This window comes from Adlercreutzia sp. CNCM I-6207 (genome assembly GCF_977072305.1).
Window position 1 is genome coordinate 232,755 of the sequence record NZ_CDRVLZ010000001.1, and the last position, 25,930, is coordinate 258,684.

Here is a 25,930-nt window from a genome sequence, read left to right on the forward strand (position 1 = left end):
TAAACCAATGAAGAAGAACGCCAAGAACGGCAAGTACACCGAGATCATCACCGAGGCGTCCACGTCCGTGAAGGAGCCGGCGCCCGCGGCGTGCGCCTCCTGCGCGCCGCGCATCACGACGGTGGAGGAGGCTCGCGCCGACGCCGCCGAGATCGCCGCCGCCTCCCGTGCCGCCGCGGCGGCCTGCCCCTTCCACATCGGCATCGACGTGGGGTCTACCACGGTGAAGCTGGCGGTGCTCGACAACGACAACGAGATTCTGTGGGCGGTGTACCGCCGCCATCATGCCGACGTGCGCGCCACCATCGTGGAGGTGCTGCGCGAGGCGGCCGCGGCCTATCCGAACGAGACCATGACCATCGCCATCACCGGATCGGGCGGCCTGCTTCTGTCCCAGTGGCTCGATGTGGCCTTCGTGCAGGAGGTCATCGCGTCGAAGACGGCGGTGGAGACCTTCATCCCCAAAACCGACGTCGCCATCGAGTTGGGCGGCGAGGACGCGAAGATCATCTACTTCGACAACGGTATCGAGCAGCGCATGAACGGCACCTGCGCCGGCGGCACGGGCGCCTTCATCGACCAGATGGCGGCCCTTCTGGACACGGATGCCGGCGGCCTGAACGAGCTGGCGGCCGATCATGAGACCATCTACCCCATCGCGAGCCGCTGCGGCGTGTTCGCCAAGACCGATGTTCAGCCGCTTCTGAACGAGGGCGCGCGCAAGGAGGACATCGCCGCCTCCATCTTCCAGTCGGTGGTGACTCAGACCATCTCCGGTCTCGCCTGCGGCCGGCCCATCCGGGGGCATGTGGCCTTCCTCGGCGGCCCCTTGCAGTACCTGCCCGAACTGCGCAAGCGCTTCTACGAAACCTTGGAATTGACCGACGAGGCCATCATCGTGCCCGAGAACGCGCACCTGTTCGTGGCTGCCGGCTGCGCCATCGCCGGTGTGGCAGAGGGCGCGCGGCCCGAGAAGCTTTTCGATGTGCTGACGCGCCTGGAGGGCCTGGGCGACATGCAGGGCTCGGAGGTGGTACGCCTGGCGCCGCTGTTCGCCGACGAGGCGGAGCTGGCGGAGTTCCACGCTCGCCACGACGCCGAGCGCGTGCGTCGCGCGTCGCTTGAGGACTACCGGGGCGTGGCCTTCCTCGGCATCGACGCCGGCTCCACCACGTTCAAGGCGGCGCTCATCGGCGAGGACGGGGCGCTTCTGTGGTCCACCTACGCCTCGAACAAGGGCGACGTGCTGGGCTGCGCCAAGGCGGCCGTGGCCGAGCTGTACCAGGCGCTGCCCCGCGACCCGGAAACGGATGAGCCGCTCGTGCAGATAGGCCACGCCACGGTGACCGGCTACGGCGAGGGGCTTCTGCTGGAGGCCCTGCGGGTCGACTCCGGCGAGATTGAGACGGTGGCCCATTTGCGCGGCGCCCAGGAGATGCTGCCCGGCGTGGAGTTCATCCTGGACATCGGCGGCCAGGACATGAAGTGCTTGCGCGTGAAGGACGGCGTCATCGACCACATCATGCTGAACGAGGCCTGTTCCTCGGGCTGCGGCAGCTTCATCGAGTCCTTCGCGAGCGGCCTGAACCTGGACGTGGCCGAGTTCGCCGCCACGGCCATCTCCGCCGAGAACCCGGTGGATCTGGGCAGCCGCTGCACCGTGTTCATGAACAGCCGCGTGAAACAGGCCCAGAAGGAGGGCGCCACCGTAGGCGACATCGCCGCGGGTCTGGCGATTTCCGTTATCAAGAACGCCCTGTTCAAGGTCATCAAGATTCGCGACCCGCACGATGTGGGCACGAAGGTCATCGTGCAGGGCGGCACCTTCTTGAACGATGCGGTGCTGCGCGCCTTCGAGCAGCTCTCCGAAGTGAACGCCATCCGTCCCGACATCGCCGGCAACATGGGCGCCTTCGGCGCGGCATTGTTGGCCCGCGACCGCTTTGAGGAGACGCGTCGGCGCACCGAGAACGTGCCGCTGTCGCCGGATCTGGGCCCGAAGGTGCCCCTGAGTGGGCTTTTGTCCCTTGAGGAGATCGAGGCGCTCGCGCCGACGCATCGCACCGTGCGCTGCAAGGGCTGCTCGAACGCCTGCCTGCTCACAGTGAACGATTTCGGCATCGATGCGGCGACGGGCAAGCACCGCCGCTTCATCACCGGCAACCGCTGCGAGAAGGGCGAGAGTTTGGGCACCGGCACCGAGAAGTCGGCCGTGCCGAACCTGTTCGAGTACAAGGCCGAGCGCACCTTCGGCTACGAGCCCCTGGCGCCCGAGGAGGCGCCCCGCGGCACCGTGGGCATCCCGCGCGCGCTCAACATGTACGAGAACTACCCGTTCTGGTTCACCTTTTTCACGAAGCTGGGGTACCGGGTGGTGCTGTCCGACCCGTCCACGAAGAAGACCTACGAGGCCGGCATCGAATCGATGCCCTCCGAGAGCGTGTGCTATCCGGCGAAGCTTTCGCACGGCCACATCATGAACCTGCTCGACAAGCACCCGGACTTCATCTGGATGCCGTGTTCGAAGTGGGAGCGCCAGGAGGACGAGACCGCCGGCAACCACTTCAACTGCCCCATTGTGGCGAGTTACCCCGAGGCGCTGCGCCTGAACATCGACGAGCTGCGCGAGACCGATGTGGCCTTCGTGTCGCCGTGGGTGCCCTACCACGACAAGGACAAGCTGGCCGAGCGCCTGGTGGTGGAGCTGACCGAGAACTTTGCGAAAGAGACGAACGGGTGCGGCCCCGCGCTCACGGCTGACGAGATCCGGGCGGCGGTGGAGGCGGCCTGGGCCGAGGACGAGGCGTTCAAACGCGATATTCGCACGAAGGGTGTGGAAACCCTCGCGTGGATGGAGAAGACCGGCACGCGCGGCATCGTGCTGGCCGGGCGCCCCTACCATCAGGATCCCGAGATCAACCACGCCATCCCCGAGCTGCTCACGAGCTTCGGTTTGGCCGTGCTCACCGAGGACTCCGTGGCGCACTTGGGCCAGCTGGAGCGGCCCATTCGCGTGGTGGATCAGTGGATGTACCACACGCGCCTGTACGCGGCGGCCAAGGTGGTCACCCAGCGTAAGGATCTCGATCTCATTCAGCTGAACTCCTTCGGATGCGGCCTGGATGCCCTCACCACCGATCAGGTGCAGGAGGTGTTGGAAGCGGCCGGCAAGGTGTACACGGTGCTGAAGATCGACGAGGTGTCGAACTTGGGCGCGGCGCGCATTCGCGTGCGCAGCCTGCTTGCAGCTTTGAAGGACCAGGCCGACCGCGAGGCCGAGGCGGAAGCCGACGCCGCCGCCGAGAAGAGGGGCTGCCCGGCTGCGTGCATCGACTTGGACAACCTGGACAAGCTCGTGCCCGCCAGCTTCACCGAGAAAGCCGATGGCGTGGTGGCCGCGGCCGAGATCGAGCAGCGCGAGGGCGCCTCCACTGAGTTCGCGCGACCCCAGTTCACCGAGCAGATGCGCAACGAGGGCTGGACGATCCTCGCGCCCCAGATGGCCCCCTACCACTTCGAGCTTCTGGTGCCCATCTTCAAGCGCGCCGGCTACAACGTGGCGCTTTTGCCCTCGGTGGACCACGGCGCGGTGGACGCGGGCCTGAAGTACGTGAACAACGACATCTGCTACCCGTCCATCCTGGTCACGGGCCAGATTATGGAAGCGGTGCTGTCGGGCAAGTACGACACCGACAAGCTGGCCGTGCTCATCACCCAGACCGGCGGCGGCTGCCGCGCCACCAACTACATCTCGCTCATCCGCAAGGCGCTGAAGTCCGTGGGGCTCGGGCACATCCCGGTCATCGCCATCTCCTTCAAGGACCTGGGCGAGGAGAACCCTGGCTTCAAGATCACGCCGAAGATGCTCTACCAGGCCATTTACGCGCTGCAGTACGGCGATTTGCTCATGATGTGCTTGTATCGCACGCGCCCCTACGAGGTGGAGCCGGGCAGCGCGAACCGCCTGTTCCAGTACTGGATGGACGCCTGCAAGCACCAGCTCGAGCGCGGCGTGCGCCAGTCGGAGTTCCGCCGCACGGTGCGCCGCATCGTGGAGGACTTCGACGCGCTGCCCCTGGCCGGCGAGGGCACGAAACCCCGCGTGGGCGTGGTGGGCGAGATCCTCGTGAAGTTCCACCCGACGGCCAACAACCAGATCGTGGACGTCATCGAGCGCGAGGGCTGCGAGGCCGTGGTGCCCGGGCTTATCGAGTTCTTCCTGTTCGGCATCGCCGGCGGCATCTTCCAGCAGCCTATCGGCAAGTCGAAGAAGAGCGCGCTCGGGAGCAAGATCGGCCTGGCCGCCATCAAGAAGCTGCGCAAGCCCGTGAACGACGCGCTGGAGAAGTCGAGTCGCTTCCACCCGCCGGCGGACATCTACGAGCTGGCCGACTACGCGAGCGAGATCCTTTCCCTGTGCAACTCCATGGGCGAGGGGTGGCTGCTCACCGCTGAGATGGTGGAGCTCATTCGCTCCGGCTGCCCGAACGTGGTGTGCACCCAGCCCTTCGCCTGTTTGCCGAACCACGTGGTGGGCAAGGCCACCATTAAGGAGCTGCGCCGCCGCTACCCGGAGAGCAACATCGTGGCCGTGGACTACGACCCCGGTGCGAGCGAGGTGAACCAGCTCAACCGCATCAAGCTCATGATCGCCGTGGCCAAGGCGAATTTGGCCGAGAAGGAGGCCGAGGCCCGCGCCGCCCGGGCGGTCGCCCGCGACGGCGCTCCGGAGGAGCCCGAGGCCATGGCCGCCTCCGTGGAAGTGGAGACGACCGAGGTCGTGGAGTAGTGGAATCTGCCAACGCTTCGGGGAAACTCGTCATCGTGCCGACGCCCATTGGGAACTTGGGCGATATGACGCTGCGCTCGCTTGAGGCGCTGCGCGAGGCCGATGTGGTGTGTGCGGAGGACACCCGGGTGACGGGGAAGCTGCTCGCGCATTTCGGGATCGAGAAGCGGCTCGTGCGGCTGGACGAGGCGATGATCGGCTCGCGGGCTGCGGGTGTGGTGGAACGAGTGGCTGCCGGCGAGGTGGTAGCTTATTGCTCGGACGCCGGCATGCCCGGCGTATCCGATCCGGGGCTGCGACTTGTGGCCGCGGCGCGCGAGGCCGGCGTGGCCGTGGAGGTGCTGCCCGGCGCCTCGGCGGCGGCCTGCGCCTACGTGGCCTCGGGAACGGTGTGCCCGCGCTTCTACTTCGGCGGCTTCTTCCCGCGCAAGGTGGCCGAGCAGCGCTCGGTGCTGGAAGAGCTGCGCAGCCTGGATGCAGCGCTCGTGTTCTACGAAAGCCCGAATCGGCTGGTGGCGGCACTTTCGGCCATCGCCGAAGTGCTGCCGTGGCGCGAGGTAGCGGTGTGCCGCGAGCTGACGAAGCTGCACGAGGAGGTGGCCCGGGGAACGGCGGCCGAGCTACGTGAGCTTTTTGCGGCCCGTGCTAAGGAGCCCGGCGGCGTTCGCGGCGAGATCGCGCTCGTGATAGACGCGCCGGGTGAGGCGGAGGCGGCCGCCGGCGCCGAGATTGCGGCGGCATCGGCCACCGCGCGCGCTGCCGAGCTCGTGGCGGAGGGCTTGCGCACCAAAGAGGTCGCCAAGCGTCTCGCCGCCGAGTTCCGTATCCCCCGCAACGACGCCTACAACCTGGCCATGCAGGCCGCTCGTTAATCCCGTGTCATCCTGAGCGAGCGAAGCGAGTCGAAGAATCCCATGGCAGCAACGAGAAAGCGTCCGGCAAAAACGATGCCCCCCGAGCTCGTCTTTATCGACGGTTTGGAGGTTTGGCTCACCCGCAAGGCCATCAAGAACATGCACCTGCGGGTGAAGCCGCCCGACGGGCGCATCGAGGTGTCGGCGCCCCTGCACCTGCCGCTCGCCACCATCCGGAAGTTCGTGGGGGAGAAGCGCGACTGGATAGAGCGCCAGCAGCGGGAGATCGCGCAATCGCCGCGCGCCGAGGCCGCCGCGGCCACGCCTGCGGAAGTAGCGCAGTGGAAGGCGGTCGTCGCGGCCTGCGTGCCCGCGCTCATCGAGGCCTGGGAGCCCATCATGGGCGTGAAGGCGGGTAAGATCGCTTACCGCAACATGACGAGCCGCTGGGGCAGCTGCCAGCCTTCGACGGGCTGCATTTGCATCAACGTGCGCCTGGCCCTGTACCCGCCGGAGTGCTTGGAATACGTGGTCGTCCACGAGCTGTGCCACCTGCTGGAACGCGGCCACGGCCCCCGCTTCCACGCCCTCATGGACACTTTCATGCCCGACTGGAAAGAGCGCCGCGCCAAGCTGCGGTAGGGGGATTGCCCTCTGCGTTTGGTGGAAACAGCGCTCGACGGGGAATTAGCTGGTGCCGGGCGCTCTTCGGACTAGTCCGCCTCTTCGCTTAAATCGACGATGTCGTAGGTGATTTGGTATTCGCTTTCAATGTAGTTGAAGAAGTCGCCCGGGCTCATCACGGGTACGTGAGCCTGGGCGAATCCCTTTTCGTCGCGCGTGAGCAGAAAGTCGGCCTTTACCTTCTCGGCGCACACGTCAACCAGGCAGTCTTCGAAATCAGCCCATCGCCGGCTCGTCGCTCGGTGAATGTCAGCGCTGTCGACGGAGCAGATTTCCAACCATTGGTAGCTTTCTTCGAAGGCGCTCTGCACATAATCGCTGCTATAGGTCTTATGGAGTACGTAGAACACGTCGGTGAACGATTTCGCCGAGACCCACAGTTCGACATCGCCGAATTCCTTCATCACCAGCAGTTTCTGGGCGATGTCGCCCTCGGGAGGTTGCTGTGTGTAGAGGCCTATGAGCACGTTGGTGTCAAGCAAAACGCGCATAGCGCTCATCCCTTGCGGCGTTGAGTTGACGTGAGAATGGCTCGTCTGTGGCGGACGGCCCGACGTACATGGCCTTGAGGGAGCGGCGCACCTTCTCTTTCTGCTCGTCGGTCAGCTCGCGCTTCGCGCCCCGCATCCCCCCGAGAGGATCATGGGGCTTGGGCAGCTCGTGCTCCGCGAGAACGAACTGGTAGGCGGCGTTGATAAGCTGGGTTGGTGTTGAGCCGATGTCGTGCAAAATGCCATTGCCCCGCTCTTTCAAAGCGATGGGCACACGGGCCGAGACGATAGCGTCCATAACGGCCTCCTTCCTTTCCGCCACTATAGTGTAATACTGTCGAACAAGCAAGTGGCAGATTGGATAGGCGAAATCTTCGTTGAAAACCAAATAACGAACTTTTGTACTAAAAGGGCTTTTCATTGAGCTTGTATTACATTACAATGCGAACAAATATTCGGTTTTGAGAGCGAAAGGCCTGGTGAGAGCATGGGAGAGGTTGTTGGACGTAAAAAGAAGGCTGTGGTGGCAGGAGCGCTGGCGCTTACCTTGGGTGCCGGCCTGGGGCTTGGCGCGGTAGCTTGGGGGAGCGAGGGATCCGTGCCCGAAGGGGGCGTACAGTCTGGGGATGTCTGGGGGCCGCTGGTGGGCAAGAAGTTGGAAGAGAAAGCGGGGGCCTTGGCCCGTTCCCATCGCGCCGAAGTGCAGCGGGCGCTTGCGGCCTATAGGGCTTCAGAAGCGGTAGAGCGGGAAGCTGCCACGGAAGCAGGGGAGCAAACGCCGGCCGAAGCCGCCGGGGCGCAGGACGCTCATCTTTCTGCCGAGGGCCCAGGTGCCTCATCGGGCGAGGCTGCGGGTGCGTGTTCGGAAGAGGCGGATCGGGCGGACGAGCAGCGCGGCGGCCAGGAGGCGTCGAAGGGGTCCGGAAGTGCGGCGGAAGGCGGGGGACTCGCCTCTCAGCCGAGTGCACCTGGGTCCGAGCCCTCGGAAGGGGCATCGGCAGAAGGCGGCTCTGCTGCTTCCGGGGAGGTGCCATCCGACGAGGGTTCGGGCGCTGCCGACTCGATCGCCCCCGGCACGCTGGTGGTGGGCGGTACCGCCATTCCCTACCGCGATGTGCGCGGCGGCACGACGCCGAGTTCCGGAGGCGGCCTTTGGCTGGGGTCGGACGCGGTGGATGACGGCAGCTGGGGCTATTTCGTCGGACATAACCCCGGCTCGTTCGCACCGGTGCGTTCGCTGTCCTCGGGCGATGCCGTCGTCGTGTGCGACCGCTCGGGAGGGCGGCGCACTTATACGGTGAGGGATGTGTTCCAGGTGGAGGAGACGGCCACGTGGAAGACCATCGCTTCGCGGGTAACCGGTTACGGCGAGTCGGTGGTGCTGCAAACCTGCGCGGGCGACGGCATGAACGTCATCGTCGTTGCAGCGTAGGGGTGGGCGACTTTGCGGCACGCGCCGGCTTGAAAAGAGAAGAGCCCGGAAGCCCTTGGGCTTCCGGGTCGAACCAGCGGCTTGTCGGAGAGCCAGCGGCTACTCGTCGTCCTCGTCGCCGTGGCCGTGGTCGTGCTCGGAGATGTCGCTCACGGGCTTCTCCAGGCCCTCGATGACGATGCCGTTCTTCTCGGCGTAGTCCCACAGCGCCGCATGGATGGCCTCTTCGGCCAGCAGCGAGCAGTGCACCTTCACCGGGGGCAGCCCGTCTAAGGCCTCCATGACGGCCTTGTTCGTGACCTCCAGCGCCTCCTGCACCGTCTTGCCCTTCACGAGTACGGTGGCCATGGAGCTTGTGGCGATGGCGGCGCCGCAGCCGAAGGTCTTGAACTTCGCGTCGCGGATGACGTTGTTCTCGTCGATGTCGAGGTACACGCGCATGATGTCGCCGCACACCGCATTGCCCACGGTGCCGCAGCCGCTCGCGTTTTCGATCTCGCCGACGTTCTGGGGATTGGTGAAGTGCTCCATCACTTTATCGGAGTAGTTCATGGCCATGAGGGGGGTTCTCTCTTTCTATTGAGGGGAGGTGATGAGTGATGCTAGTTCGCGTAGGGGAAGCCGTCGGCTTTGAAGCGCTCGATGACCGATTCCACCTTGCCCTGCTGGAAGTCCTCGTACAGGGGGCTCATCATGCGCAGGTTCTGCAACGTGGCCTTAAGCGAGTCCACGGCGAAGTCGACGTCTTCCCGTGTGGTGTCGCGGCCCAGCGTCATGCGCAGCGAGCCGTGGGCGATCTCGTGGGGAAGGCCGATGGCCAAAAGCACGTGGCTCGGGTCCAGCGAGCCGGAGGTGCAGGCGGAACCGGAGGACACGCAGATGCCCCGGGTGGCCAGCTGCAGCAGCATGCCCTCGCCCTCGATGAACTCGAAGGAGAAGTTCACGTTGTTGGCCAGGCGGCTCTCCCAGCTGCCGTTGAGCTTGGCCGAGGGGATCTCCTCGAGAATGCGGCGGATGGCATGGTCGCGCAGGGCCAGCTGACGGTCGCGCTCGGGGGCGATTTCCTCCGCGGCCAATTCGGCGGCGCGCGCGAAGCCGACGATGCCGGGCACGTTCTCCGTGGAGCCGCGGCGCCCGCGCTCCTGCTGGCCGCCATCGAGAAGGTTCTGAAGCTTCACGCCACGGCGCACATACAAAAGGCCGACGCCCTTGGGGCCGTAGATCTTGTGGGACGACGCCGACAGCATGTCGATGCCCAGCTCGTTCACGTCGATGGGCTCATGGCCGAAGGCCTGCACCGCGTCGGTGTGGAAGGCGACGCTCGCCTCGTGGGCGGCCGCCGCCAGCTCGCGAATAGGCTCGATGGTGCCGATCTCGTTGTTGGCGAACATGATGGAGGCCAGGATGGTGTCCGGGCGGATGGCCGCCTCGAAGTCCTCAACGCTCACGAGTCCGTGCTCGTCCACGGGAAGATAGGTCACCTCGAAGCCCTCGCGCTCCAGCGCCTCGCAGGTGTGAAGCACCGCGTGGTGCTCGATGGCGCTCGTGATGATGTGGCGCCCCTTGGTGGCGTTGGCCCGAGCGAAGCCCTTGAGGGCCCAGTTGTCCGATTCGGTGCCGCCGCTCGAGAAGAAGATTTCGCGCGGCGTCGCGCCGATGAGGCTGGCCAAGCTCTCGCGGGCGGCAGCCACGGCGTCGGAGGCCTCCTGGCCCAAGGGGTAAATGGAGGAAGGATTGCCGAAATGCTCGGTGAAGTAGGGGGCCATGGCCTCCACCACTTCGGGGCGAACGGGCGTCGTGGACGCATGGTCAAGGTAGATCTGCCTCATGGTGCTCCTGCTTCCGCGTCTGGGATGGATTCGCCCGGTACGGTTCTCGGACGCGGCCGGGCGCCCCCATCTAAGTCTAGTAATTTGCTAGAGTTTAATATAATCGGGTTGCGGAGATTGTCAAGAACCTCTTATGATTGTTACCATATTCACGACGATTTCCCAGAAAGGCGACCTCGGTGAAGATTTCGACGAAGACCCGCTACGGCATGCGTTTCATGATCGATTTGGCCCAAAGCCAGGGGGAGGGCCGCGTGGCCCTGAAGGATATCGCCGACCGCCAGGGCCTTTCCAAGAAATATCTCGAGCAGGTCGTCGCGCCTCTCGCCAGCGCGGGATTGCTCGACGTGACGCGCGGGAACCAGGGCGGCTACCGTCTTTCCCGCGATGCAAGTGCCATCACGCTGGCCGACATCGTCGCCGCCTCCGAGGACGGCTTGGAGTTGCTCGACTGCATGGGGTCGCTCTCTGCCTGCGAGCGCGCCGAGGACTGCCCGTCTCGTCGCGTGTGGGGCGGCCTTCAAGTGGCGATCGGCGATTATCTCTCCGGGCTCACCCTCGCCGACGTCGCCTCTTCCGCCGCCGCTGCCAACTTGTAATCTACCACCAGACCTCTTTCGCGTATCATGTGTAATTACCTGTGCCGCGACGAGAGAGGACGCTGTGGAAGACGAGGGGAAAAAGTACTGGCTCTCCATAGCTGCTTTCGTTCTCGTGTTCATCGCGGTCGTCGTCACGCTGTCCACCTTCATGCAGCAGACGAGCAACCGCATCGTCGCCCAGGCGAACCAGTACGTCTCTGATGCCACGGCCCAATCCTGCGTGCTGGTCTCCACCCTCATGGAGAACACGCAGAAAGACATCGAGACTATCGCCGCCCTTGCCTCGGAGTCGGCGGATGTGACCGACATCGTCACCAGCGAGGAATGGCTCATCAGCGTGGAGGAGACCTCGCCTTTCGACACCATCGACTTCGTTGATGTCGACGGCATGCAGCACTCGCCCCAGCACGAGCCGGTGAACGTGTCGGATCGCTCTTACTTCAAGCGGGCCATGGCGGGCGAATCTGGCATCGAGGCCGTATTCAACACCCGCATGACCCACGAGAACCTCGTGTACTTCTTCGCACCGGTTCGCGAGGGCGCGGACGGCCCGGTCGTGGGCTTGCTTCTGGCCCACTACAGCGAGAACCGGCTCGCCGATCTTCTGTCAGGCGATTTCTTCGGCTACGCGTCCCAGGTGATGCTGTGCTTGCCCACCGGGGAGGTGGTGGCCGCCACGGATTCCTCCTATGTTGGCAGGAACCTTATCCAAGAGGCGCAGGCCGACCCCTCTGCCACCTCTGGCGCCCGCGATCTGGAGCGCGCTTTTGCCAATCACGAGACGGTCACGTACAGCTACCAGGCTGAGCGCGGCACGGGCTCGGTGTGCCTTCGCGAGGTGCCGGGTCTCGGCTGGATGATGCTGGAGACGTTCCCGGCCGCCGCTACCGAGCAGATGATCAACGAGGCCAATGAAGGCGGTTGGAACGCCCTGTTCGTCATCGTGGTGGTATTCGTCCTCGTCATTGCCGGCATTATCTTCTACAACAACCGCCGCCACCGCTCGCTCACCCGCTCGATGCGCGATCGGGAGGACGTGCAGCGCGGGGTGGCCAAGCTGACCGAGCGGCTGGTGCTCATGGATTTGGATGCCGATCGGTTCCGCTACATGAGCGGCCCGGTCACGCCGAGTGACCCCTACGAGTTGGAAGGCCCCTACACCGCCATGATAGAGCGCCTGCAGGGCCTGGTCGTGGGCGACGAGGCCAAGGCGGAGGTGGCCAAGCTCTACGACAAGCACACGATCATCGATCTCATGCCGCCCGGCTCCGACGAGATCCGCTTCGAGTACCAGATGAATCGCGGGGGAGACGTCAAATGGGAGGACATCAACCTCATCTGCGTGCAGCGCGACGCGGCGGGGATGCCGACGCGGCTTCTCTACACAACCCAGGACGTCACGGCGCTCAAGCAGCGCGAGAAGCAGCTCCAGCTGGCCATGGAGGACTCCTATCGCGCGGCGGTTGCCGCCAACAACGCCAAGAGCGACTTCCTCTCGCGCATGAGCCACGATATCCGCACGCCGATGAACGCCATCATCGGCATGACGGAGCTCGCGCGCATGAACGAGGGGCATCCGGAGAAAGTGGACGACTGCCTGGCGAAGATCACGCCGTCGAGCAACCATTTGCTCGCGCTGATCAACGAGGTTCTCGATCTCTCCATGATCGAGAACGGGCGCCTGGTGCTTACCGTGGGAGAGGTGGATCTGCGAGCGTTGGCTCTCGAGATGGAGACGATGTTCTCGCAGCGCTGCGAAGAATCGGGCATCGCCTTCGTGATTGAATTCGAAGGGCTCGCCCATCCGCTGGTAGAGGGCGACGGGCTTCGCTTGCAACAGGTGTTCATGAACATGCTCGGCAATGCGGTGAAGTTCACGCCGGCGGGCGGCTCGGTGTCGCTGCGGGTTGTCGAGCACGCCTCTCGCGTCGAGGGGACGAGCGACTACGAGTTCGTCTTCGCCGACACCGGCTGCGGCATGGCGCCTGAGTTTCTGGCGCACGTCTTCGAGCCCTTCGCGCGTGAGCACGACTCGCGCACCGAGTCCGTGGAGGGCACGGGGCTGGGGCTTTCCATCGCCCAGTCCGTCGTCTCGCTGATGGGCGGCACGATTGATGTGGAAAGCGAGCCGGGTCGCGGCACGGTGTTCACGGTGCGGGTGAGCATGCGCTATGTGGAAAGGGACGCGAAAGGCTCCCTCGAGGAAAGCGACGACGCCGACGCCCTGTGCGATGTGTCGCAGGGGGATGCGCCCGCGCCGAGGGACGCCGATTTGAGCGGCGTGCGCGTGCTGCTTGTGGAGGATAACGAGCTTAACAGCGAGATCGCCGTGGCGCTGCTGGAGTCCCTCGGCGCGGCGGCCGAGACGGCGGCCAACGGCCAGGAGGCCCTCGATGCGCTGGACGCGAGCGAGCCGGGCCATTTCGACGTGGTGCTCATGGATATCCAGATGCCCGTCATGAACGGCCTCGAGGCCACGCGCCGCATCCGCGAGAGCGAGCGCGATGATTTGCGCGCGCTGCCCGTCGTGGTGCTCTCGGCCAACGCGTTCACCGAGGATGTGCAGGAATCGAAGCGCGCCGGCGCCGACGACCATCTCTCCAAGCCCATCAGCGTGAAGGACCTGGCGGCGACGCTGGGCGGAATCCTCGGGCGCTCCTGATCCTTGCGGCGCTCGCGTCCCTCGCGACCCTTGCTGCCCTGGTTCCTCACGGCCCCGCGTCATCACGCGCCTACGGCGCAGCGCGGAGTCGAAGGATCGTGCGGCCCTTCGCTGTGTTAAGATAGCCTGCACGCAACAACCCTAAAGGGGAGCGGTGGTGTCATCGGCCGCCTGCGCCCGGAAAAGGAGTCTTACCCGTTATGCCTAAGGGAACCTTCGGCGTCACCACGCCCATCTACTACATCAACGCCGCGCCGCATCTGGGTACCGCCTATACCACGGTGGCCGCCGACACCATTGCTCGCTACGAGCGTATGAACGGCTACGACGTGTCGTTCGTCACCGGCACCGACGAGCACGGCCAGAAGATCGCCGAGACTGCCGAGAAGAACGGCATGACCCCGCAAGCCTGGTGCGACTCGCTGGCCCCGGCCTTCACCGATGCGTGGAAGACGCTGGATATCGACTACACCAACTTCGTGCGCACCACCGAGGATCGCCAGACCCGTGCCGTGCAGAAGTTCTGGGGCGATTTGTACGAGAAGGGCTGGCTGTACAAGAGCGCCTATGAGGGCTGGTACTGCGTGCACGAGGAGACCTACTACGCCGAGAGCGATCTGGAGAAGAACGAGGACGGCGAATTCGTGTGCCCCGACTGCAAGCGCCCGGTGCGCTACGAGTCCTCGGGCGAGGAGAACTGGTTCTTCAAGCTCTCCGAGTTCCAGGACAAGCTCCTCGCCTTCTACGACGAGCACCCCGACTTCATCCGACCGGTCAGCCGTCGCAACGAGATCGTCTCCTTCGTGAAGGGCGGCTTGCAGGATCTGTCCATCTCCCGCTCCAGCTTCGACTGGGGCATCCCCGTGCCGTGGGATGAGGGCCACGTGTTCTACGTGTGGGCCGACGCGCTCATCGCGTACCTCACGGGCATCGGCTACGGCGACCCCGAGCGCACATCCGAGTTCGATCGCCGCTGGCCCATTCAGTACCATTTCGTGGGCAAGGACATCACCCGCTTCCACTGCGTCATCTGGCCGGCCATGCTCATGGCCGCCGGCATGCCCATCACGCACACGGTGTTCGGCCACGGTTTTCTGCTCACCAAGGGCGAGAAGATGTCGAAGTCGAAGGGCAATGGTCTTATGCCGGCCGATCTGGTGCGCGTGTTCGGCGTGGACGCCTACCGCTACTACTTCATGAGCGACGTGCAGTTCGGCCACGACGGCTCCATCTCCATGGAGCGCATGGTGCAGGTGTACAACGCTGACTTGGCCAATACCTGGGGCAACCTCGTCTCTCGCGTGACGAACATGACCACGAAGTACTTCGAGGGCCGCGTGCCCGAGGCGCCCGCGGGCTCCGAGAACAACCCGCTGCGCGAGATCGCCGATGGGCTGTATGCGGAATACGACGCCTGCATGGCCGAGGTGGACTTCACCGGGGCTGCGACGGCCGTGCAGAAGCTGGCGAGCCGCGTGAACCTGTACGTGGAGGAGAGCGCCCCCTGGACGTTGGCGAAGGATCCCGCGCGTGCCGATGAGCTGGCCGGGGTCATCTACAACTGCCTGGAGGCCATCCGTATCATCGCCCTGTACATGGCACCGTTCATGCCGAACACCTCGGCCGAGGTGTTCCGTCGCCTGGGTCTGGGAGAGATCGCCGGCGTCACCGACATCCAGGAGGCCACGGCCTGGGGCCAGCTGCCCGCCAGCGTCGCCGTGGAGGTGGGCGACCCCCTCTTCCCGCGCCTGGATGTCGACAACTTGCCTGAGCTATAGTGGGAGAAAGGAAAAGACCAGCGGTAACTGGTCTTTTCTGGATCAAAACAATCCGCGCCGCCCGCCAGAGTTTACAGCTTCGGGCTTTGCTGGTGCTTCCATTGTAGCAGCCCTGTTTAGAAGATGCTAGAAGGAATCATGAGAGACCAAGATCCTGTTTTCTACGACGCGCTGTTTCGCCAGAAGCGCAAGGGGGGCAAGTGGCGCGTGATGCCCTCGCCGGTGCTCGAAGGCCCGGTGGCCGACACCCACGCGCACCTGCAGATGCTCGCCGATCCGGCCTGCGAGTTGGCCCGCGCCGGCGCCCACGGCGTCGCTTTTGTGGAGACCATCGTCGATCCGGCCGAGGACGGCTTCGCCACCTTCGACGACCTGCCTCTCTGGCTCATAGAGGCCGCGCGCGATCTGAAGGTCATGGAAGAAGAGGACGACGGGGCGGCTGGCATTGTCGCTGCCCCGGCGGTGCCCCACGTGCGCATCGCGGCCGGCGTGCACCCGCACAACGCCAAGGACTGGACGCCGGAGCTAAAGGCCGCCCTGCTCGAGTGTTTGCGCGACCGCCGGGTGAGCGCGGTGGGGGAGATCGGGCTCGACTACCACTACGACCTGTCGCCGCGCGATGTGCAGCAAGACGTCTTTCGCGCCCAGATCCGCCTGGCCAAGGAAGCGGGGCTGCCCATCGCGCTGCACATGCGCGAGGCCCACGACGACGGCTTCGCCATCCTGGAAGAGGAGGGCTTCCCCGAGGCGGGGACTCTTCTGCACTGCTTCAACCTGGACGCTGCGGAGGTAGCGCGTTGGGTGGAGGCCGGCTGCTACATCGCCTTCGGGGGGCCGCTCACCTTCAAGAAGGCTGATGAGGTGCGCGAGGCCGCCGCACTGGTGCCGGCTGACCGCCTGCTCACCGAGACGGACTCGCCCTATATGACTCCCGAGCCTGTGCGCGGCACCGACTGCGGCCCGGCCCACACCATCTACACCGCCGATGTGCTCTGCGAGGTGCGTGGCGCCGACACCCCCGAGGCCCGCGCCGTCCTGCTCGCCCAACTCTACGAGAACGCCCAGCGCCTTCTTAACCGCCCACCCACCCCGTGGCAGAGGGAAAACGCCTAGGAGAAGATTAAAGTAAGCGCCATAACTGCTGCGTCTTCAGCTTGATCTAGCACCGCGGGACAATGCCCCCAGTCAACGAGAGATTGGGGTTGCGATGACGATGATGAAGCCAGACGAGCGCCGGGCCATGCGCCGGCAGCAGATCGAGCAGTTCCTCGCCAGCGACACGGGCGTGATGGAGTGGACCAAGCTCAACCGCATGAGCACGTCGACCTTCTACCTGTGGCTGCACAGGTTCCAGGACGAGGACCCGGAGACCTTCGGGCGCCGCGAGCCCAAGGGCGGCGGGTGGATCGAGCTGAGCCGCGCCGAGCTCAGGGACAGCGTCGCTCTCGCAAAGGCGGACGACCCCGCACCAGCAGCGCCTGTTGTCGCGGCCGCCGCGCCCATCCCGGCACCGACCCCGACCATCGCCCCGCCACATGTGCCCCATCCGGGGCAGCGTCTCGCCCTTCGGGTCGGTCACGAGGTGGTTCGAGTTCAGCTGCATGATGTTGGGCTCGAAGAACCCCCTCGTCTTCCCGGAGCCGGAGCCGCCCACCACGAGCACGTTCCGGTTGCGCTCGAAGCGTCGGTCGTGGTCGGGCCGGTCCATCGCCATCCCAAAGTGCTTCGTGAGGACGATGTTTCTGTCGGGGTCCTCGAGGTTCATGAATCGCCTGCCCTCACGGACGGTGCCCCAGCGGGCGCTGCCGTGCTCCTCGCCCTGCCGCTCCGGGTTCCCGTGCGTGAGCGACCACGCCCAGGCGCACCACACGGCGCAGGCGGCCACGAGCCCCGTCGCGAGCGCGGCAGCCTCGAGCGAGAGGGGGCCGTGGCCTAGCAGAAAGGAAGGAAGGCGCTTGGCCGCTTCCGTGAGGTTGACCGCGGGACTGCCCGGAAGCGAGAGCAGGCATGCGGCGTACGAGTTCCCGAGGAGGAAGGCGGCGATGGAGGCGAGGGCTGCCGCCATGATTCGTGCAGTCGTCATCTCGCCCGCACCTCCTGCATGCGGGGTCCCCGCGTTGCAGCGCGCGTGGTGGCGCCCTCTGCCTCGAGGGCCGACGGCGCCGCGCGGGCCTGCCTGGCGTCCGCGACGCGGAACAGAAGGTGCTCCCTACCCGTGGCGGGCTCGACGAACCACGCCGAGTCGACGGCGTGCGCCCTGAGCTTCGCCTCGATGATCCCCTTGATGCCGGCATAGTCCTCGATCTCCTGAAACTCGGCCATGTCGAGCTTCGCCCATTCGGCGGGCTTCTCGCGGGCATCGCCTTCCCCCGCGGCTCCGCGCGTCGCGGCCGTGGCGTTCTCGAACGCGCTCCGCATCCGCCTCGCGCGGTCGTACATCGCCCTCTCGCCCATGCGCTCCCCGAAGCGCGAAGTCCTCTATCATCTTCTCTCCGGCGTCGTCGCCGTAATCGCTCGCCATTCTCGGCCCCTTCCGCATCGGCGGAAGGTCGCGCCTCCCGCTTCCTCAAACAGATTGCTCGCCATGCCTCGGGCATGGCGAAGGCGGTGGGAAGGCCGATGGCGCGAAAATGCAGGGCAGGGCTATGAGTGCCGAGAGGGCGGCGGTCCGGGCGGTATGCCTAGCGGCGCGGTCCATGCGGCACCTCCTCGCTAGAATCGGAAAGGGCCCGCATGGCTCGCCGGCCCGTAGTCCTCCACCATCCTCCTGCGTGTTTCGGCCAGGTCGCTCGCCTGCTCCTTCGTGAGGAAGCAGGCGAGGCTCATGTCGCGCCCGCTCTATCCTTGCGACTATGAGATTGGCCTGGTTCATCCGCTTCCCCGCTCTGAAAATTTCTTTCGTGTGTCGGAAAACTCGGATTGCCAATTCTTCCGAATTTCTGTGAACCTTATCAATTGACCTATGCATCGCGGAGAAAAAGGCCTGTTTCGAGGCCTTTTGTCTCCATTCTGGGAATATATCCTGCTCATTTAGGGTTATTCGCGCTGAAAGATTTTGACTAGCTTGGTGTCCTTTATTTCGTAAATAATGTCTGCGACGTTCTCGACCAGCCTCTTATCGTGGGAGACGAACACTATCGTTCCGACATAGGCGCTCATCATCTGCTCGAGGGCTTCGGCGCTCTTGATGTCCAGGTAATTTCCAGGCTCGTCCATGAGCAAGATGTTGTATCTGCCCAGCAGCATCTTCGCGAGCAGCAGCTTGATGACTTCGCCTCCCGAGAGAACGCCAACGTCCTTTGTCAGGTCACGCGGTCCGATTCCCATAGAGGCGAGGATGCTTCGGATTTCGGTCATGCTGTACTCGCAACCATCCTGCATGAACGAGATCGCAGACTGACGGGCGTCGAACTTGTAGCCTGTTTGCTCGAAGTAACCGATCTCTGCCTTGGGAGAGATGTTGATACCGTCGGCGCGTCGAGCGATTGCCTTCAGCAGGCTGGTCTTTCCTGTACCGTTGCCACCGGTGATGGCCACTTTGGCACCGAGCGGTATCTCGAATTTCGCGTGGTCATAGAGCATGCGGTTGCCGAGGCTCAAGCTGAAATCGTCTGCCGAGATGGGAAATTTACTATGCAGTTCCAGGGCCTTGCTCTGGCGGAACCGCACGGTGCGAATGCTGTCGGGGGCCTCAATCCCTTCGAGCGCTTCGAGGCGCTTCTCCATGTTCTTAGCCGCCTGGTACATCCTCTTCTGTTTGGTGCCGGTTGCCTTCTGATGCCCCAATCGACCTGCATATTCGTTGCTTTTCTTTGCGCCCTTCTGCTTGGCGTCGACCTGTCGTGCTTTTTTCCGTTGTTTTTCGATGGCGGCTTCAAGGCGCTTGCGCTCGCGCATCGCCTCTTCGTATCGAGCCGCCTGAACTTTGCGCTCTTCTTCTTTCTGTCGCAGATAGTCTGAGTAGTCACCCCAGAATTCGGAAATACTGCCGTCTTTGAGCTCCCAGATCTTGTCCACCACCTGGTCGAGAAAATGACGGTCATGGCTCACAATGAGCAGGGCCCCATCAAATGCCTTGAGCTGCCCGACGAGAAGGCTGATGCCGTCTTGATCGAGGTGGCTCGTAGGCTCGTCGGCGAAGATCGCGCTTGTATGCCGGGAGAGCGCAGAGGCAATCTTGGCGCGCGTTTCTTCTCCGCCGCTCATCGTCTCCGGCGCCACGCCGGCGACGTTGAGACGGGAGAGCATTTCGCCGCTACCCGGGGCCGTATCAAGGTCGAGTTCGTCGAGCTGGCTGATGAGGGCAATGCTGCCAAAGCGCCTGACGTCGGCGCCAGCAATGGTAAGATCACCGCTCAGGATTTTTAGCAGGCTGGTTTTGCCTGCACCGTTATCTCCTACCAAGCCGATGCGATCGTAGGAGTAGATTTCCAACCCTTCGATGTCCAGGATATCGCGGCCGGCATATTCCAAAAAGATGTCTTTAGCTTTGACTATAAGTTCCATAGGTTGAACCGCCTTTTGTGTATTGGTGTTTTACTGGAAGCGCAGCCATGCCAATAAAGGATCGTTCACGTCGATTTTTCGCCTCTGTCCATCCGCAGGCGCGAGCGTTTTGGCCTTGCGCAAGCCGGTGAATCCGAAAAAAATGGTTGGCAGCGAATGAGGAGCGCATTGCGGGATGCCGGCGCAATACCTCGTCGTCGTGAGAGCTTGAAGGCTGACGCGTGAATCGGTGGCTACTGCCCCCCTTGTTTTCGAATGCTTGGGCTATTGAATCTGCCCGGTATTTCTTTTCCCCACGTTTCGTACACTTGGAGCGAGAAGCATCGCCATCGCAAGCAGTACCATGGTCGCTCCAGAGCCGACGAACCATAACGGAGCTCCGAGCAGGTCCGCAAAAACGGAGGGGGCTGCGAGGCCCATGGGCATGGCCCACGCCATGATGGTTCCGTAGAGGCCGAAAACGCGGCCTAGGTACTCAGGAGGTATCTGCTCCTGCACAAGGGCGGTCTGGGTTCCCGCGTACAACGGGGAGCATGCGCCCATAAGAAAGCTCGCCGGTAGGAAAGCGGCGAACAACGACGAGCCGAGCAATCCGGATACGATTGCGGCAATGCCGAAGCCGGCAATCGCGGTGACCATGGTGAACGACCTATTGCGGAACCCTCCCGTAACTGCCAAGATGCCGGACCCAGCCAGCATGCCTGCAGAAAAAAGGATTTCCACCAAAGCAGCATCCCCCGTGCTACCGCCAAAATGTCCCAAGGTCATTATTGGGAACAATGCCGCGAGTGGGGAGCACGCGAAAGCGAAGACGAACCCGCACCAAAGAAGGGCGAACAACCCCCTGTGCCCTCTAATCAGCTTGTAGCCGTCCGAAATCTCAGAGAAAAGTTCTCGAACTTTATTGGAAAAGGACGAACTGTGGTCGGCTTCGTCGAGTCCTCCTGCGTCTATCCGCGCGGCGAGGACAGCTAGAGAAGCGAAAAGTGCCCCCAGCACGTCGAGGGCAATCATGGCGGTAATGCCTGCCACAGGATAAATCACTGCCGCGAGCGCGGCGCCAAGAATGTATCCGCCGGACTGAATCGCCTGCATCACTCCCGATAGGCGAACGAGATGCTCTGGCGGGGCGAGATGGGGCGTGAGGGATTGGGAGGCCGGCGTGTAGAACGAAGTGCCAACTGCGCGGAGAAACAGGGCGATGAGGATTGGCCATGCAGGTAAGCTGCCGCCCAACGAGGCAATCGCCAAAGCGGCGCCCACCGCGGCAATGAAGAGGTCGGCGCCGATAAGAACACGTTTCAAAGGCAGTCTGTCGACAACGGCACCCGCAAGGCCTCCGAACAAAGCAATCGGCAGAAAGCCTGCTAACGATGCCAGGGAGAGGAGAGAAGACGACCCTGTCGTGAGGGCGAGATGCCAAATAAGACCCATTTGGAGAATCGAACTCGTCAATGTCGAAACGAGCTCGCCGCCCCATACGAAACAAAGCTTGAATTGCCATGAATGGCACAGCAGAGCAGACCTGCCCCGAGAGGTTTCAAATATCATGGTTATGTCCAATTGTGAAATGGCGTGCAGAAAAACAGCGCGACGCCACAACAGCGCCGCTTTCTAGGCGCTCATCCACGTGCGGAAAAGACCAACCACGACACCCCTCCTTTGTTAATTCGGTCTGGCAAACCATGTAATATTAACAAGGCTTGAGTTTGCCTGTCAAGAATCGACCATCGGTAAGCGCAGTCCTCTCTGGCCATTCGATTCCTTTTGTATCTATGGCTGCATTTACGTTATGTGGTTATTTATTTCGTTAGAAGTAAGCGCCATAACTGCCGCGTAGGGCACACGAAAGCTTCCTAGGAACCCTCCCGAAAGGTTCCTAGGAGATCTCCCGAAAAGTTACTAGGAAGCCTTCGGCTCTACTCCTGGGTGCGCTCCTAAGGACCTCGTCCTTCGCAGGCCCGTTGTTAGCGCTACCGCAAAATCAGCCGAACGCGCCACTCTATCCCGCCGGCGGCGCCCCCGGTTCCCGGCCGGGGGCGCTACCGCACTTTGGCCGCCCGCGCTACCTCGGGCCGCCGCCCAGGGCGCGCTCGACCGCGGGGTAGTCGAAGTCCGCGGCCCAGATCTCAACCTCCAGCGCCGGGGAGCCCTCGGCGTCCCCGGGCGCGACCGCCCAGCTCGTGACCTCCCATCCGCCGAGCTGCGGGAACCTGACCGTCACCGCGACGTCCTCTGCGCCGAACGCGGCCAGCCACCCCGCGGCGTCCGCGGCCCTCACGACTGCCCCCTCTCGGGCAGCCCGTCGCCGTCGGCCGCCTCGGCCAGCAGGTCCTTCATGCGGTAGGACCGCCCCGTTATCTTGAGCATCGTGCAGTGGTGGCACACCCGGTCGGCGATGGCCGCGGCGGTCACCGCGTCCCCGAACACGTCGGCCCAAAGGCCCACGGCCACGTTGGTGGTGATGACCGTGGAGCGGTGCTCGTAGCGGGCCGAGACGAGCTGGAACAGCAGGTCGGCCCCCTCCTCGTCCACGTCCAGGTAGCCGAGCTCGTCGATGATGAGCAGCGTCGCGTGGGCGTAGTACTTCAGCCTCTTCGCCAGGATGCCGCGCGAGGAGGCGTCCTTCAGGTCGCGCACCAGCGCCGCGCAGTCGGTGAAGCGCACCTCCTTGCGGGCGCGCACCGCCTCCACCCCCAGCGCCACCGCGATGTGGGTCTTGCCCACGCCCGGGCTGCCGACCAGAACCACGTTCTCGGCCGCGTCCAGGAACCTGAGCGCGGCCAGGTCGTCCACGACGGCCCTGGGTATGGAGGGCTGGAAGGAGAAGTCGAAGTCGGCCAGCGTCTTGACGAACGGGAAGCCGGCGGCGCGCACCTTGCGGTCGGTCCCGCGACGGCGCTTGGCCTCGGCCTCCTCGGAGGTCATGGCGAGCATCGCCGAGGCGAAGTCGGCCTCGCCGGCGGCCACCGCCGACATCCAGTGGGGCAGCCCCGCCGCCATGGCGTCCAGCCCCAGCTCCGAGAGGTTCTCGCGTATGCGGGCGTAGGCGCCGCCCTCGTCCCGGGCGCTCACAGCGACCCCTCCCCGAGCCTGCCGAGCAGCTCCAGGTTGGCGCGGGCCGCCGCCTCGATGTCGGCGTCGGCGTAGCGCGCCTTCGCGGCCAGGGCCTCGGCGTAGTGCGCCGGGTCGTAGACGACGGGCCCTCCCGGGGCCGACAGGTCGTGGACCGCGACGGTCTCGCCGGCCATCTCCACCCTCACCTGGCCCGACGGCATCGCGAGCACCTTGACGCGCCTGCCTATGCAGCGCCGGGGCACCGAGAACTCGCGGCCCCGGCAGCGGACGAGCATCGTGGGGGGCACCGCCTGGACGGAGACGTCGGCCACCATCGACTCCAGAAGCCCCATGTTGCCCACCTTGCGCAGCTCCTCCTTCTCGCGCATGAACAGCACCGCCGGCGGCACCCCGGTCGACGCGCTGGGCTCGGTGTTGCACCGCGCCTCGATGCGCGCGATGGCGGCCACGAGCCCCTCCTCGCCGCGGAAGTCGCCCTCGTAGACGGCCAGCCTCGACAGGAACCGGTTCGACGACTCCACCTTGCCCTTGGTCTGCGGGCTCCTCGGCCGCGCCAGCTCCAGCTCGAAGCCCGCCGCGGCGGCGAACCTGGCGAAGCGCGCCGAGACGCGCCGCCCCGAGGCGGAGGACGAGACGATGGAGGACATGTTGTCGGTGACCAGCGTGCGCGCCGTGCCTCCGTTGGCGGCCATCACCGCCAGCAGGCACGCCATGACGTCGTCCTCGGTGCGCGTCCTGGAGTAGACGAACCGGTGGAGCCGGGAGTAGCCCAGCGTGGCCGAGAACACGTTGAACTCGAACACCTCGCCCTCGGCGTCGGCCATGCGCAGCGACTCCTTCCAGTCGAACTGCATCTGCTCGCCGGGCGCCGTCTCGAAGCGGGGGTGGGGCTCGGGGCCCTCCGGAGGGCGCCCGCACTCGATGCCGTTGCGGCGCATCCACTTGGTGAGCGTGTTGTAGGCCGGCGGCTCCTCGCCGGCGTAGCAGCGGTCGATCAGGTACTCGTAGATGCCGCGCTTGGTCGCGCCGGGCAGCTGCGCCTTGGCCTCTATGACCTCCCTGTGGCGGTCCAGCCCGCTCGGGCGGCACCTGCGCGCGTCCTCCACCTGGCCGCCGGCCTTCCAGTACTTGGCCACCGTGTGCCGGTTCATGCCGTAGCGCCGGGCGATGTCGGTGAAGTTGGGCGTGGTGCCCGCCTGCCTGTACATGTCGAACTCTCCCATGATGTTCCTTTCCAATCGGGGCTCCTTCCGTCCGGAGACGTCGGGAGCCTACACCTTGCGGCGCCGGGGGCGCCGCCGGCCAAAGTCCGGTAGCGCGATCGGCGCCTGTGCGGTGGCGCGATTGGCGGGAAGCGGGGGCCCAATCGGCGATTATTACGGTAGCGCTAACACCCGTACTCGACCTCGTCCTCGAAGACCGCGGGGTCCACGTTGAGGATCGGCTCGTCGCGCATCTCCCTGACCTTCTCCCAGACCTCGGGCTTGAGCTTGCACTCCTGCGGCACCTTGTCAGACCACGGCAGGAAGCCGTCCACGACCTCGTCGGTGAGCTCGCCGGCGTTGGGCATCTCGGTTAGCAGCCATTCGATGTAGGCCCTGGGCTCCAGGCCGTTCATCTTGGCCGTGGTGACGATGCTGTAGATGGCGGCTGAGGCCTCAGCTCCCCTGGGCGTGTCGCTGAACAGCCACGCCTTGCGGCCGATCACGAAGACCTTCATGCCCCGCTCCGCGATGTTGTTGTCGAGCTCCAGGCGGCCGTCGTCGAGCACGTTCATGACGTAGGGCCAGCTCCAGATGGCGTAGCGCAGGGCCTTGTCCAGCTTGCTCCTCGGCGTCGCGACCTCCGCGCTCCGCACGCAGAAGGCGTAGAAGTTGCGCATGAGGGGCTGGAGCTCCTCGATCCTCTTCGCCTTGCGCTCCCTCGCGTCGAGCTTGTCGAAGGCCTTGTCGACCTTGAACATCTCGTCGATCATCCTGCGCGCGTCGAGCGCGACGCTGGGGTACAGGGACTTGGCCGCCTTGGCGTCGCCGCCGGCGACCTTGACGATCTCGGCGAACTTTCGGCGGACGTGCACCAGGCACGCGGTGTTGGTGACGTCGGCCTCCTGGAGGTTGAAGTAGGGGCGGTAGCCGTCGGTGGTGAGCGTGCCCTTCCAGCCGCGCAGGAAGCCCTCGGCGACCGACTTGCCGCGCGTCTCGTGGTACTCGTATACGTATGCCGGGGTGTCGCGTTTGGCCGAGCAGAACAGCCACATCCTCGACTTGCGGGTCGGCTTGCGGCTCGGCTCCTTGAGGACCTGGACCGTCGTCTCGTCGGCGTGCATCAGGTCGTGCGACAGCAGCTCCGCCTTTATGCGCGAGTGGACCTTCGACAGCCACCTGACGTGCACGTTTATGACCCAGCTGGCCATGTCCTGCCTCGATCTCGGCGCGCATGGACCTGAACTCGGCCTCCATGCGGTACAGCGGCAGGCCCAGGGAGTACTTGCCGTTGATGACGTAGGAGATCAGCGACGGCGTGGCGAAGGAGCCCGGGATGGGCGGCTTGGGCTGCGGCGCCCTCACGATCACGGACTTCCTCTCCTCGCCCCTGGCGTTCGCGCCGCAGCAGTCCGCGCACCTGTAGACGTGGCGGCGGTGCTCCTCGACGTAGATCTGGGCGGGGACGATCTTGAGGCGCTTGGTGACCTCGACGTTCATCTCCCTGAGCACGCAGCCGCACTCCGGGCAGGCGCGCTCGCCCTCGGGGATGTCGTGCTCGATCACGATGGTCTTGAACCTGTCGTAGTCGATGTTGACCTTGCCGCCGCGCCTGTGGGGCTTTCCCTTCCTCTTGGGCAGCGCGTCCTCGATGGAAGGCTCGGGGTGCTCCTCGTCGAAGGCTGCCTCCATCTCGTTGAACAGCGAGATCTGGCCGTGGGCGACCTTCTCGGACTTGGAGCCGTAAAAGCGCATGTTCCAGAACTTGATCTCCTCGACCAGGGAGGCCTCCTTGAGCTTGGCCTCGGCGAGCTCGGCCTTCAAAGAGGCGATGACCTTGTCGGACTCGGCGGCCTGGGCGCGCAGGTCCTCGCTGAGGTCGGAGACCTGCTTGGCGAGCGCGTCGTTCTGGGAGACGAGGGACGCGATCTGCCCCTGCATGCTCTCCAGCAGCTCGCGCATGGCCTCTAAGTCGGTGGTCGTTTGCATGCGTATATTATCCTACAGAGGTGGCAAAAACCGC

Annotated in this window: 19 protein-coding genes and 3 pseudogenes; 8 read left to right on the forward strand and 14 right to left on the reverse strand. The window is 64.6% G+C overall.

Features of this window, described 5'->3' with window-relative positions:
- Positions 1–7 precede the first annotated feature (7 nt).
- From ACW4QM_RS00960 to ACW4QM_RS00970, 3 genes are read left to right on the forward strand one after another with little or no spacing between them, the layout of a single operon-like run.
- On the forward strand, positions 8–4,789 hold the full coding sequence (locus ACW4QM_RS00960; protein WP_455798097.1) for an acyl-CoA dehydratase activase-related protein: 4,782 nt from the start codon (positions 8–10) through the stop codon (positions 4,787–4,789).
- Complete coding sequence (gene rsmI, locus ACW4QM_RS00965) at positions 4,789–5,661, forward strand: 16S rRNA (cytidine(1402)-2'-O)-methyltransferase (RefSeq protein ID WP_302148419.1); 873 nt, start codon at positions 4,789–4,791, stop codon at positions 5,659–5,661. Before ACW4QM_RS00960 ends, rsmI begins: the two co-directional genes overlap by 1 nt.
- A 42-nt stretch (positions 5,662–5,703) precedes the next feature.
- Positions 5,704–6,285 (forward strand): M48 family metallopeptidase, encoded by a 582-nt coding sequence (locus tag ACW4QM_RS00970; protein ID WP_237974388.1) that lies wholly within the window; start codon positions 5,704–5,706, stop codon positions 6,283–6,285.
- Positions 6,286–6,356: 71 nt separating this feature from the next.
- On the opposite strand, the gene ACW4QM_RS00975 is transcribed toward ACW4QM_RS00970, so the two are convergent.
- Both ACW4QM_RS00975 and ACW4QM_RS00980 read right to left on the reverse strand, forming a co-directional pair.
- On the reverse strand, positions 6,357–6,818 hold the full coding sequence (locus tag ACW4QM_RS00975; RefSeq protein WP_237974387.1) for a PIN domain-containing protein: 462 nt from the start codon (positions 6,816–6,818) through the stop codon (positions 6,357–6,359).
- A complete protein-coding gene (locus ACW4QM_RS00980; protein WP_237974386.1) occupies positions 6,802–7,116 on the reverse strand; it encodes a hypothetical protein in 315 nt (104 codons plus the stop codon). Before ACW4QM_RS00980 ends, ACW4QM_RS00975 begins: the two co-directional genes overlap by 17 nt.
- 189 nt (positions 7,117–7,305) lie before the next feature.
- Between ACW4QM_RS00980 and ACW4QM_RS00985 the strand changes: the two genes are divergently transcribed.
- Positions 7,306–8,250 carry a sortase domain-containing protein gene (locus ACW4QM_RS00985; RefSeq protein ID WP_455798098.1) on the forward strand — a complete coding sequence of 315 codons (945 nt, stop codon included), beginning with the start codon at positions 7,306–7,308 and terminating at the stop codon, positions 8,248–8,250.
- 99 nt (positions 8,251–8,349) lie between these two features.
- Here the strand turns inward: ACW4QM_RS00985 and nifU are convergent, their stop codons facing one another.
- The gene (gene nifU, locus ACW4QM_RS00990) at positions 8,350–8,808 is read right to left on the reverse strand and encodes a Fe-S cluster assembly scaffold protein NifU (RefSeq protein WP_321203145.1); all 459 of its coding nucleotides are present in this window, start codon (positions 8,806–8,808) and stop codon (positions 8,350–8,352) included.
- Positions 8,809–8,852: 44 nt separating this feature from the next.
- Positions 8,853–10,079 carry a cysteine desulfurase NifS gene (nifS, locus tag ACW4QM_RS00995; protein WP_455798099.1) on the reverse strand — a complete coding sequence of 409 codons (1,227 nt, stop codon included), beginning with the start codon at positions 10,077–10,079 and terminating at the stop codon, positions 8,853–8,855.
- 179 nt (positions 10,080–10,258) lie between these two features.
- Here nifS and ACW4QM_RS01000 point away from each other — a divergent pair, with 179 nt between their 5' ends.
- The 4 genes from ACW4QM_RS01000 (at position 10,259) to ACW4QM_RS01015 (ending at position 16,234) form a co-directional block, all read left to right on the forward strand.
- Positions 10,259–10,678, forward strand: coding sequence for an RrF2 family transcriptional regulator (locus tag ACW4QM_RS01000; protein ID WP_173113978.1), 420 nt, complete (start codon positions 10,259–10,261; stop codon positions 10,676–10,678).
- 64 nt (positions 10,679–10,742) lie between these two features.
- Entirely contained in the window at positions 10,743–13,343 is a 2,601-nt protein-coding gene (locus tag ACW4QM_RS01005) for an ATP-binding protein (protein ID WP_455798100.1), read from the forward strand.
- A gap of 200 nt (positions 13,344–13,543) precedes the next feature.
- A complete protein-coding gene (gene metG, locus ACW4QM_RS01010; protein WP_237974382.1) occupies positions 13,544–15,121 on the forward strand; it encodes a methionine--tRNA ligase in 1,578 nt (525 codons plus the stop codon).
- Between the two features lie 138 nt (positions 15,122–15,259).
- Positions 15,260–16,234, forward strand: a complete 975-nt coding sequence (locus ACW4QM_RS01015) for a TatD family hydrolase (protein WP_237974381.1) — start codon at positions 15,260–15,262, stop codon at positions 16,232–16,234.
- Between the two features lie 406 nt (positions 16,235–16,640).
- Here the strand turns inward: ACW4QM_RS01015 and ACW4QM_RS01020 are convergent.
- From ACW4QM_RS01020 to ACW4QM_RS01065, 10 genes and pseudogenes are all read right to left on the reverse strand, one after another.
- Positions 16,641–17,204 (reverse strand): annotated as a pseudogene (locus tag ACW4QM_RS01020) (type IV secretory system conjugative DNA transfer family protein); the annotation flags it as partial.
- The gene (locus ACW4QM_RS01025) at positions 17,201–17,575 is read right to left on the reverse strand and encodes a hypothetical protein (protein WP_237974379.1); all 375 of its coding nucleotides are present in this window, start codon (positions 17,573–17,575) and stop codon (positions 17,201–17,203) included. The pseudogene ACW4QM_RS01020 and the gene ACW4QM_RS01025, both read right to left, overlap by 4 nt.
- 582 nt (positions 17,576–18,157) lie before the next feature.
- Positions 18,158–19,627, reverse strand: a complete 1,470-nt coding sequence (gene abc-f, locus ACW4QM_RS01030; protein ID WP_237974378.1) for a ribosomal protection-like ABC-F family protein — start codon at positions 19,625–19,627, stop codon at positions 18,158–18,160.
- Positions 19,628–19,891: 264 nt separating this feature from the next.
- Positions 19,892–21,178: an MFS transporter gene (locus ACW4QM_RS01035; protein ID WP_415979249.1), complete on the reverse strand. Its 1,287-nt coding sequence runs from the start codon at positions 21,176–21,178 to the stop codon at positions 19,892–19,894.
- Positions 21,179–21,692: 514 nt separating this feature from the next.
- Positions 21,693–21,908, reverse strand: coding sequence for a hypothetical protein (locus ACW4QM_RS01040; protein ID WP_114540649.1), 216 nt, complete (start codon positions 21,906–21,908; stop codon positions 21,693–21,695).
- Positions 21,905–22,702 (reverse strand): IS21-like element helper ATPase IstB, encoded by a 798-nt coding sequence (istB, locus tag ACW4QM_RS01045; protein ID WP_302808677.1) that lies wholly within the window; start codon positions 22,700–22,702, stop codon positions 21,905–21,907. The genes ACW4QM_RS01040 and istB overlap by 4 nt, the downstream gene beginning before the upstream one ends.
- Positions 22,699–23,928, reverse strand: coding sequence for an IS21 family transposase (gene istA / locus ACW4QM_RS01050; protein WP_157013084.1), 1,230 nt, complete (start codon positions 23,926–23,928; stop codon positions 22,699–22,701). Before istA ends, istB begins: the two co-directional genes overlap by 4 nt.
- Before the next feature lie 164 nt (positions 23,929–24,092).
- On the reverse strand, positions 24,093–24,323 hold the full coding sequence (locus ACW4QM_RS01055) for a transposase domain-containing protein (protein ID WP_415979290.1): 231 nt from the start codon (positions 24,321–24,323) through the stop codon (positions 24,093–24,095).
- Positions 24,305–25,118: pseudogene (gene tnpC / locus ACW4QM_RS01060) on the reverse strand (IS66 family transposase); the annotation flags it as partial. The gene ACW4QM_RS01055 and the pseudogene tnpC, both read right to left, overlap by 19 nt.
- Positions 25,119–25,371: 253 nt before the next feature.
- Positions 25,372–25,896 (reverse strand): annotated as a pseudogene (locus tag ACW4QM_RS01065) (IS66 family transposase); the annotation flags it as partial.
- Between the last annotated feature and the right edge of the window lie 34 nt (positions 25,897–25,930).

What these genes read in the sequence shown, in the direction of transcription:
- ACW4QM_RS01035 (WP_415979249.1), bottom strand. Translation starts at nt 21,178, where the DNA reads ATGATATTTGAAACCTCTCGGGGCAGGTCTGCTCTGCTGTGCCATTCA.
- ACW4QM_RS01055 (WP_415979290.1), bottom strand. Translation starts at nt 24,323, where the DNA reads ATGAACGGCCTGGAGCCCAGGGCCTACATCGAATGGCTGCTAACCGAG.
- istA (WP_157013084.1), bottom strand. Translation starts at nt 23,928, where the DNA reads ATGGGAGAGTTCGACATGTACAGGCAGGCGGGCACCACGCCCAACTTC.
- metG (WP_237974382.1), top strand. Translation starts at nt 13,544, where the DNA reads ATGCCTAAGGGAACCTTCGGCGTCACCACGCCCATCTACTACATCAAC.
- ACW4QM_RS00985 (WP_455798098.1), top strand. Translation starts at nt 7,306, where the DNA reads ATGGGAGAGGTTGTTGGACGTAAAAAGAAGGCTGTGGTGGCAGGAGCG.
- ACW4QM_RS00975 (WP_237974387.1), bottom strand. Translation starts at nt 6,818, where the DNA reads ATGCGCGTTTTGCTTGACACCAACGTGCTCATAGGCCTCTACACACAG.
- ACW4QM_RS00970 (WP_237974388.1), top strand. Translation starts at nt 5,704, where the DNA reads ATGGCAGCAACGAGAAAGCGTCCGGCAAAAACGATGCCCCCCGAGCTC.
- abc-f (WP_237974378.1), bottom strand. Translation starts at nt 19,627, where the DNA reads ATGGAACTTATAGTCAAAGCTAAAGACATCTTTTTGGAATATGCCGGC.
- ACW4QM_RS00960 (WP_455798097.1), top strand. Translation starts at nt 8, where the DNA reads ATGAAGAAGAACGCCAAGAACGGCAAGTACACCGAGATCATCACCGAG.
- nifU (WP_321203145.1), bottom strand. Translation starts at nt 8,808, where the DNA reads ATGGCCATGAACTACTCCGATAAAGTGATGGAGCACTTCACCAATCCC.
- ACW4QM_RS01015 (WP_237974381.1), top strand. Translation starts at nt 15,260, where the DNA reads ATGAGAGACCAAGATCCTGTTTTCTACGACGCGCTGTTTCGCCAGAAG.
- ACW4QM_RS00980 (WP_237974386.1), bottom strand. Translation starts at nt 7,116, where the DNA reads ATGGACGCTATCGTCTCGGCCCGTGTGCCCATCGCTTTGAAAGAGCGG.
- nifS (WP_455798099.1), bottom strand. Translation starts at nt 10,079, where the DNA reads ATGAGGCAGATCTACCTTGACCATGCGTCCACGACGCCCGTTCGCCCC.
- ACW4QM_RS01025 (WP_237974379.1), bottom strand. Translation starts at nt 17,575, where the DNA reads ATGGGCGAGAGGGCGATGTACGACCGCGCGAGGCGGATGCGGAGCGCG.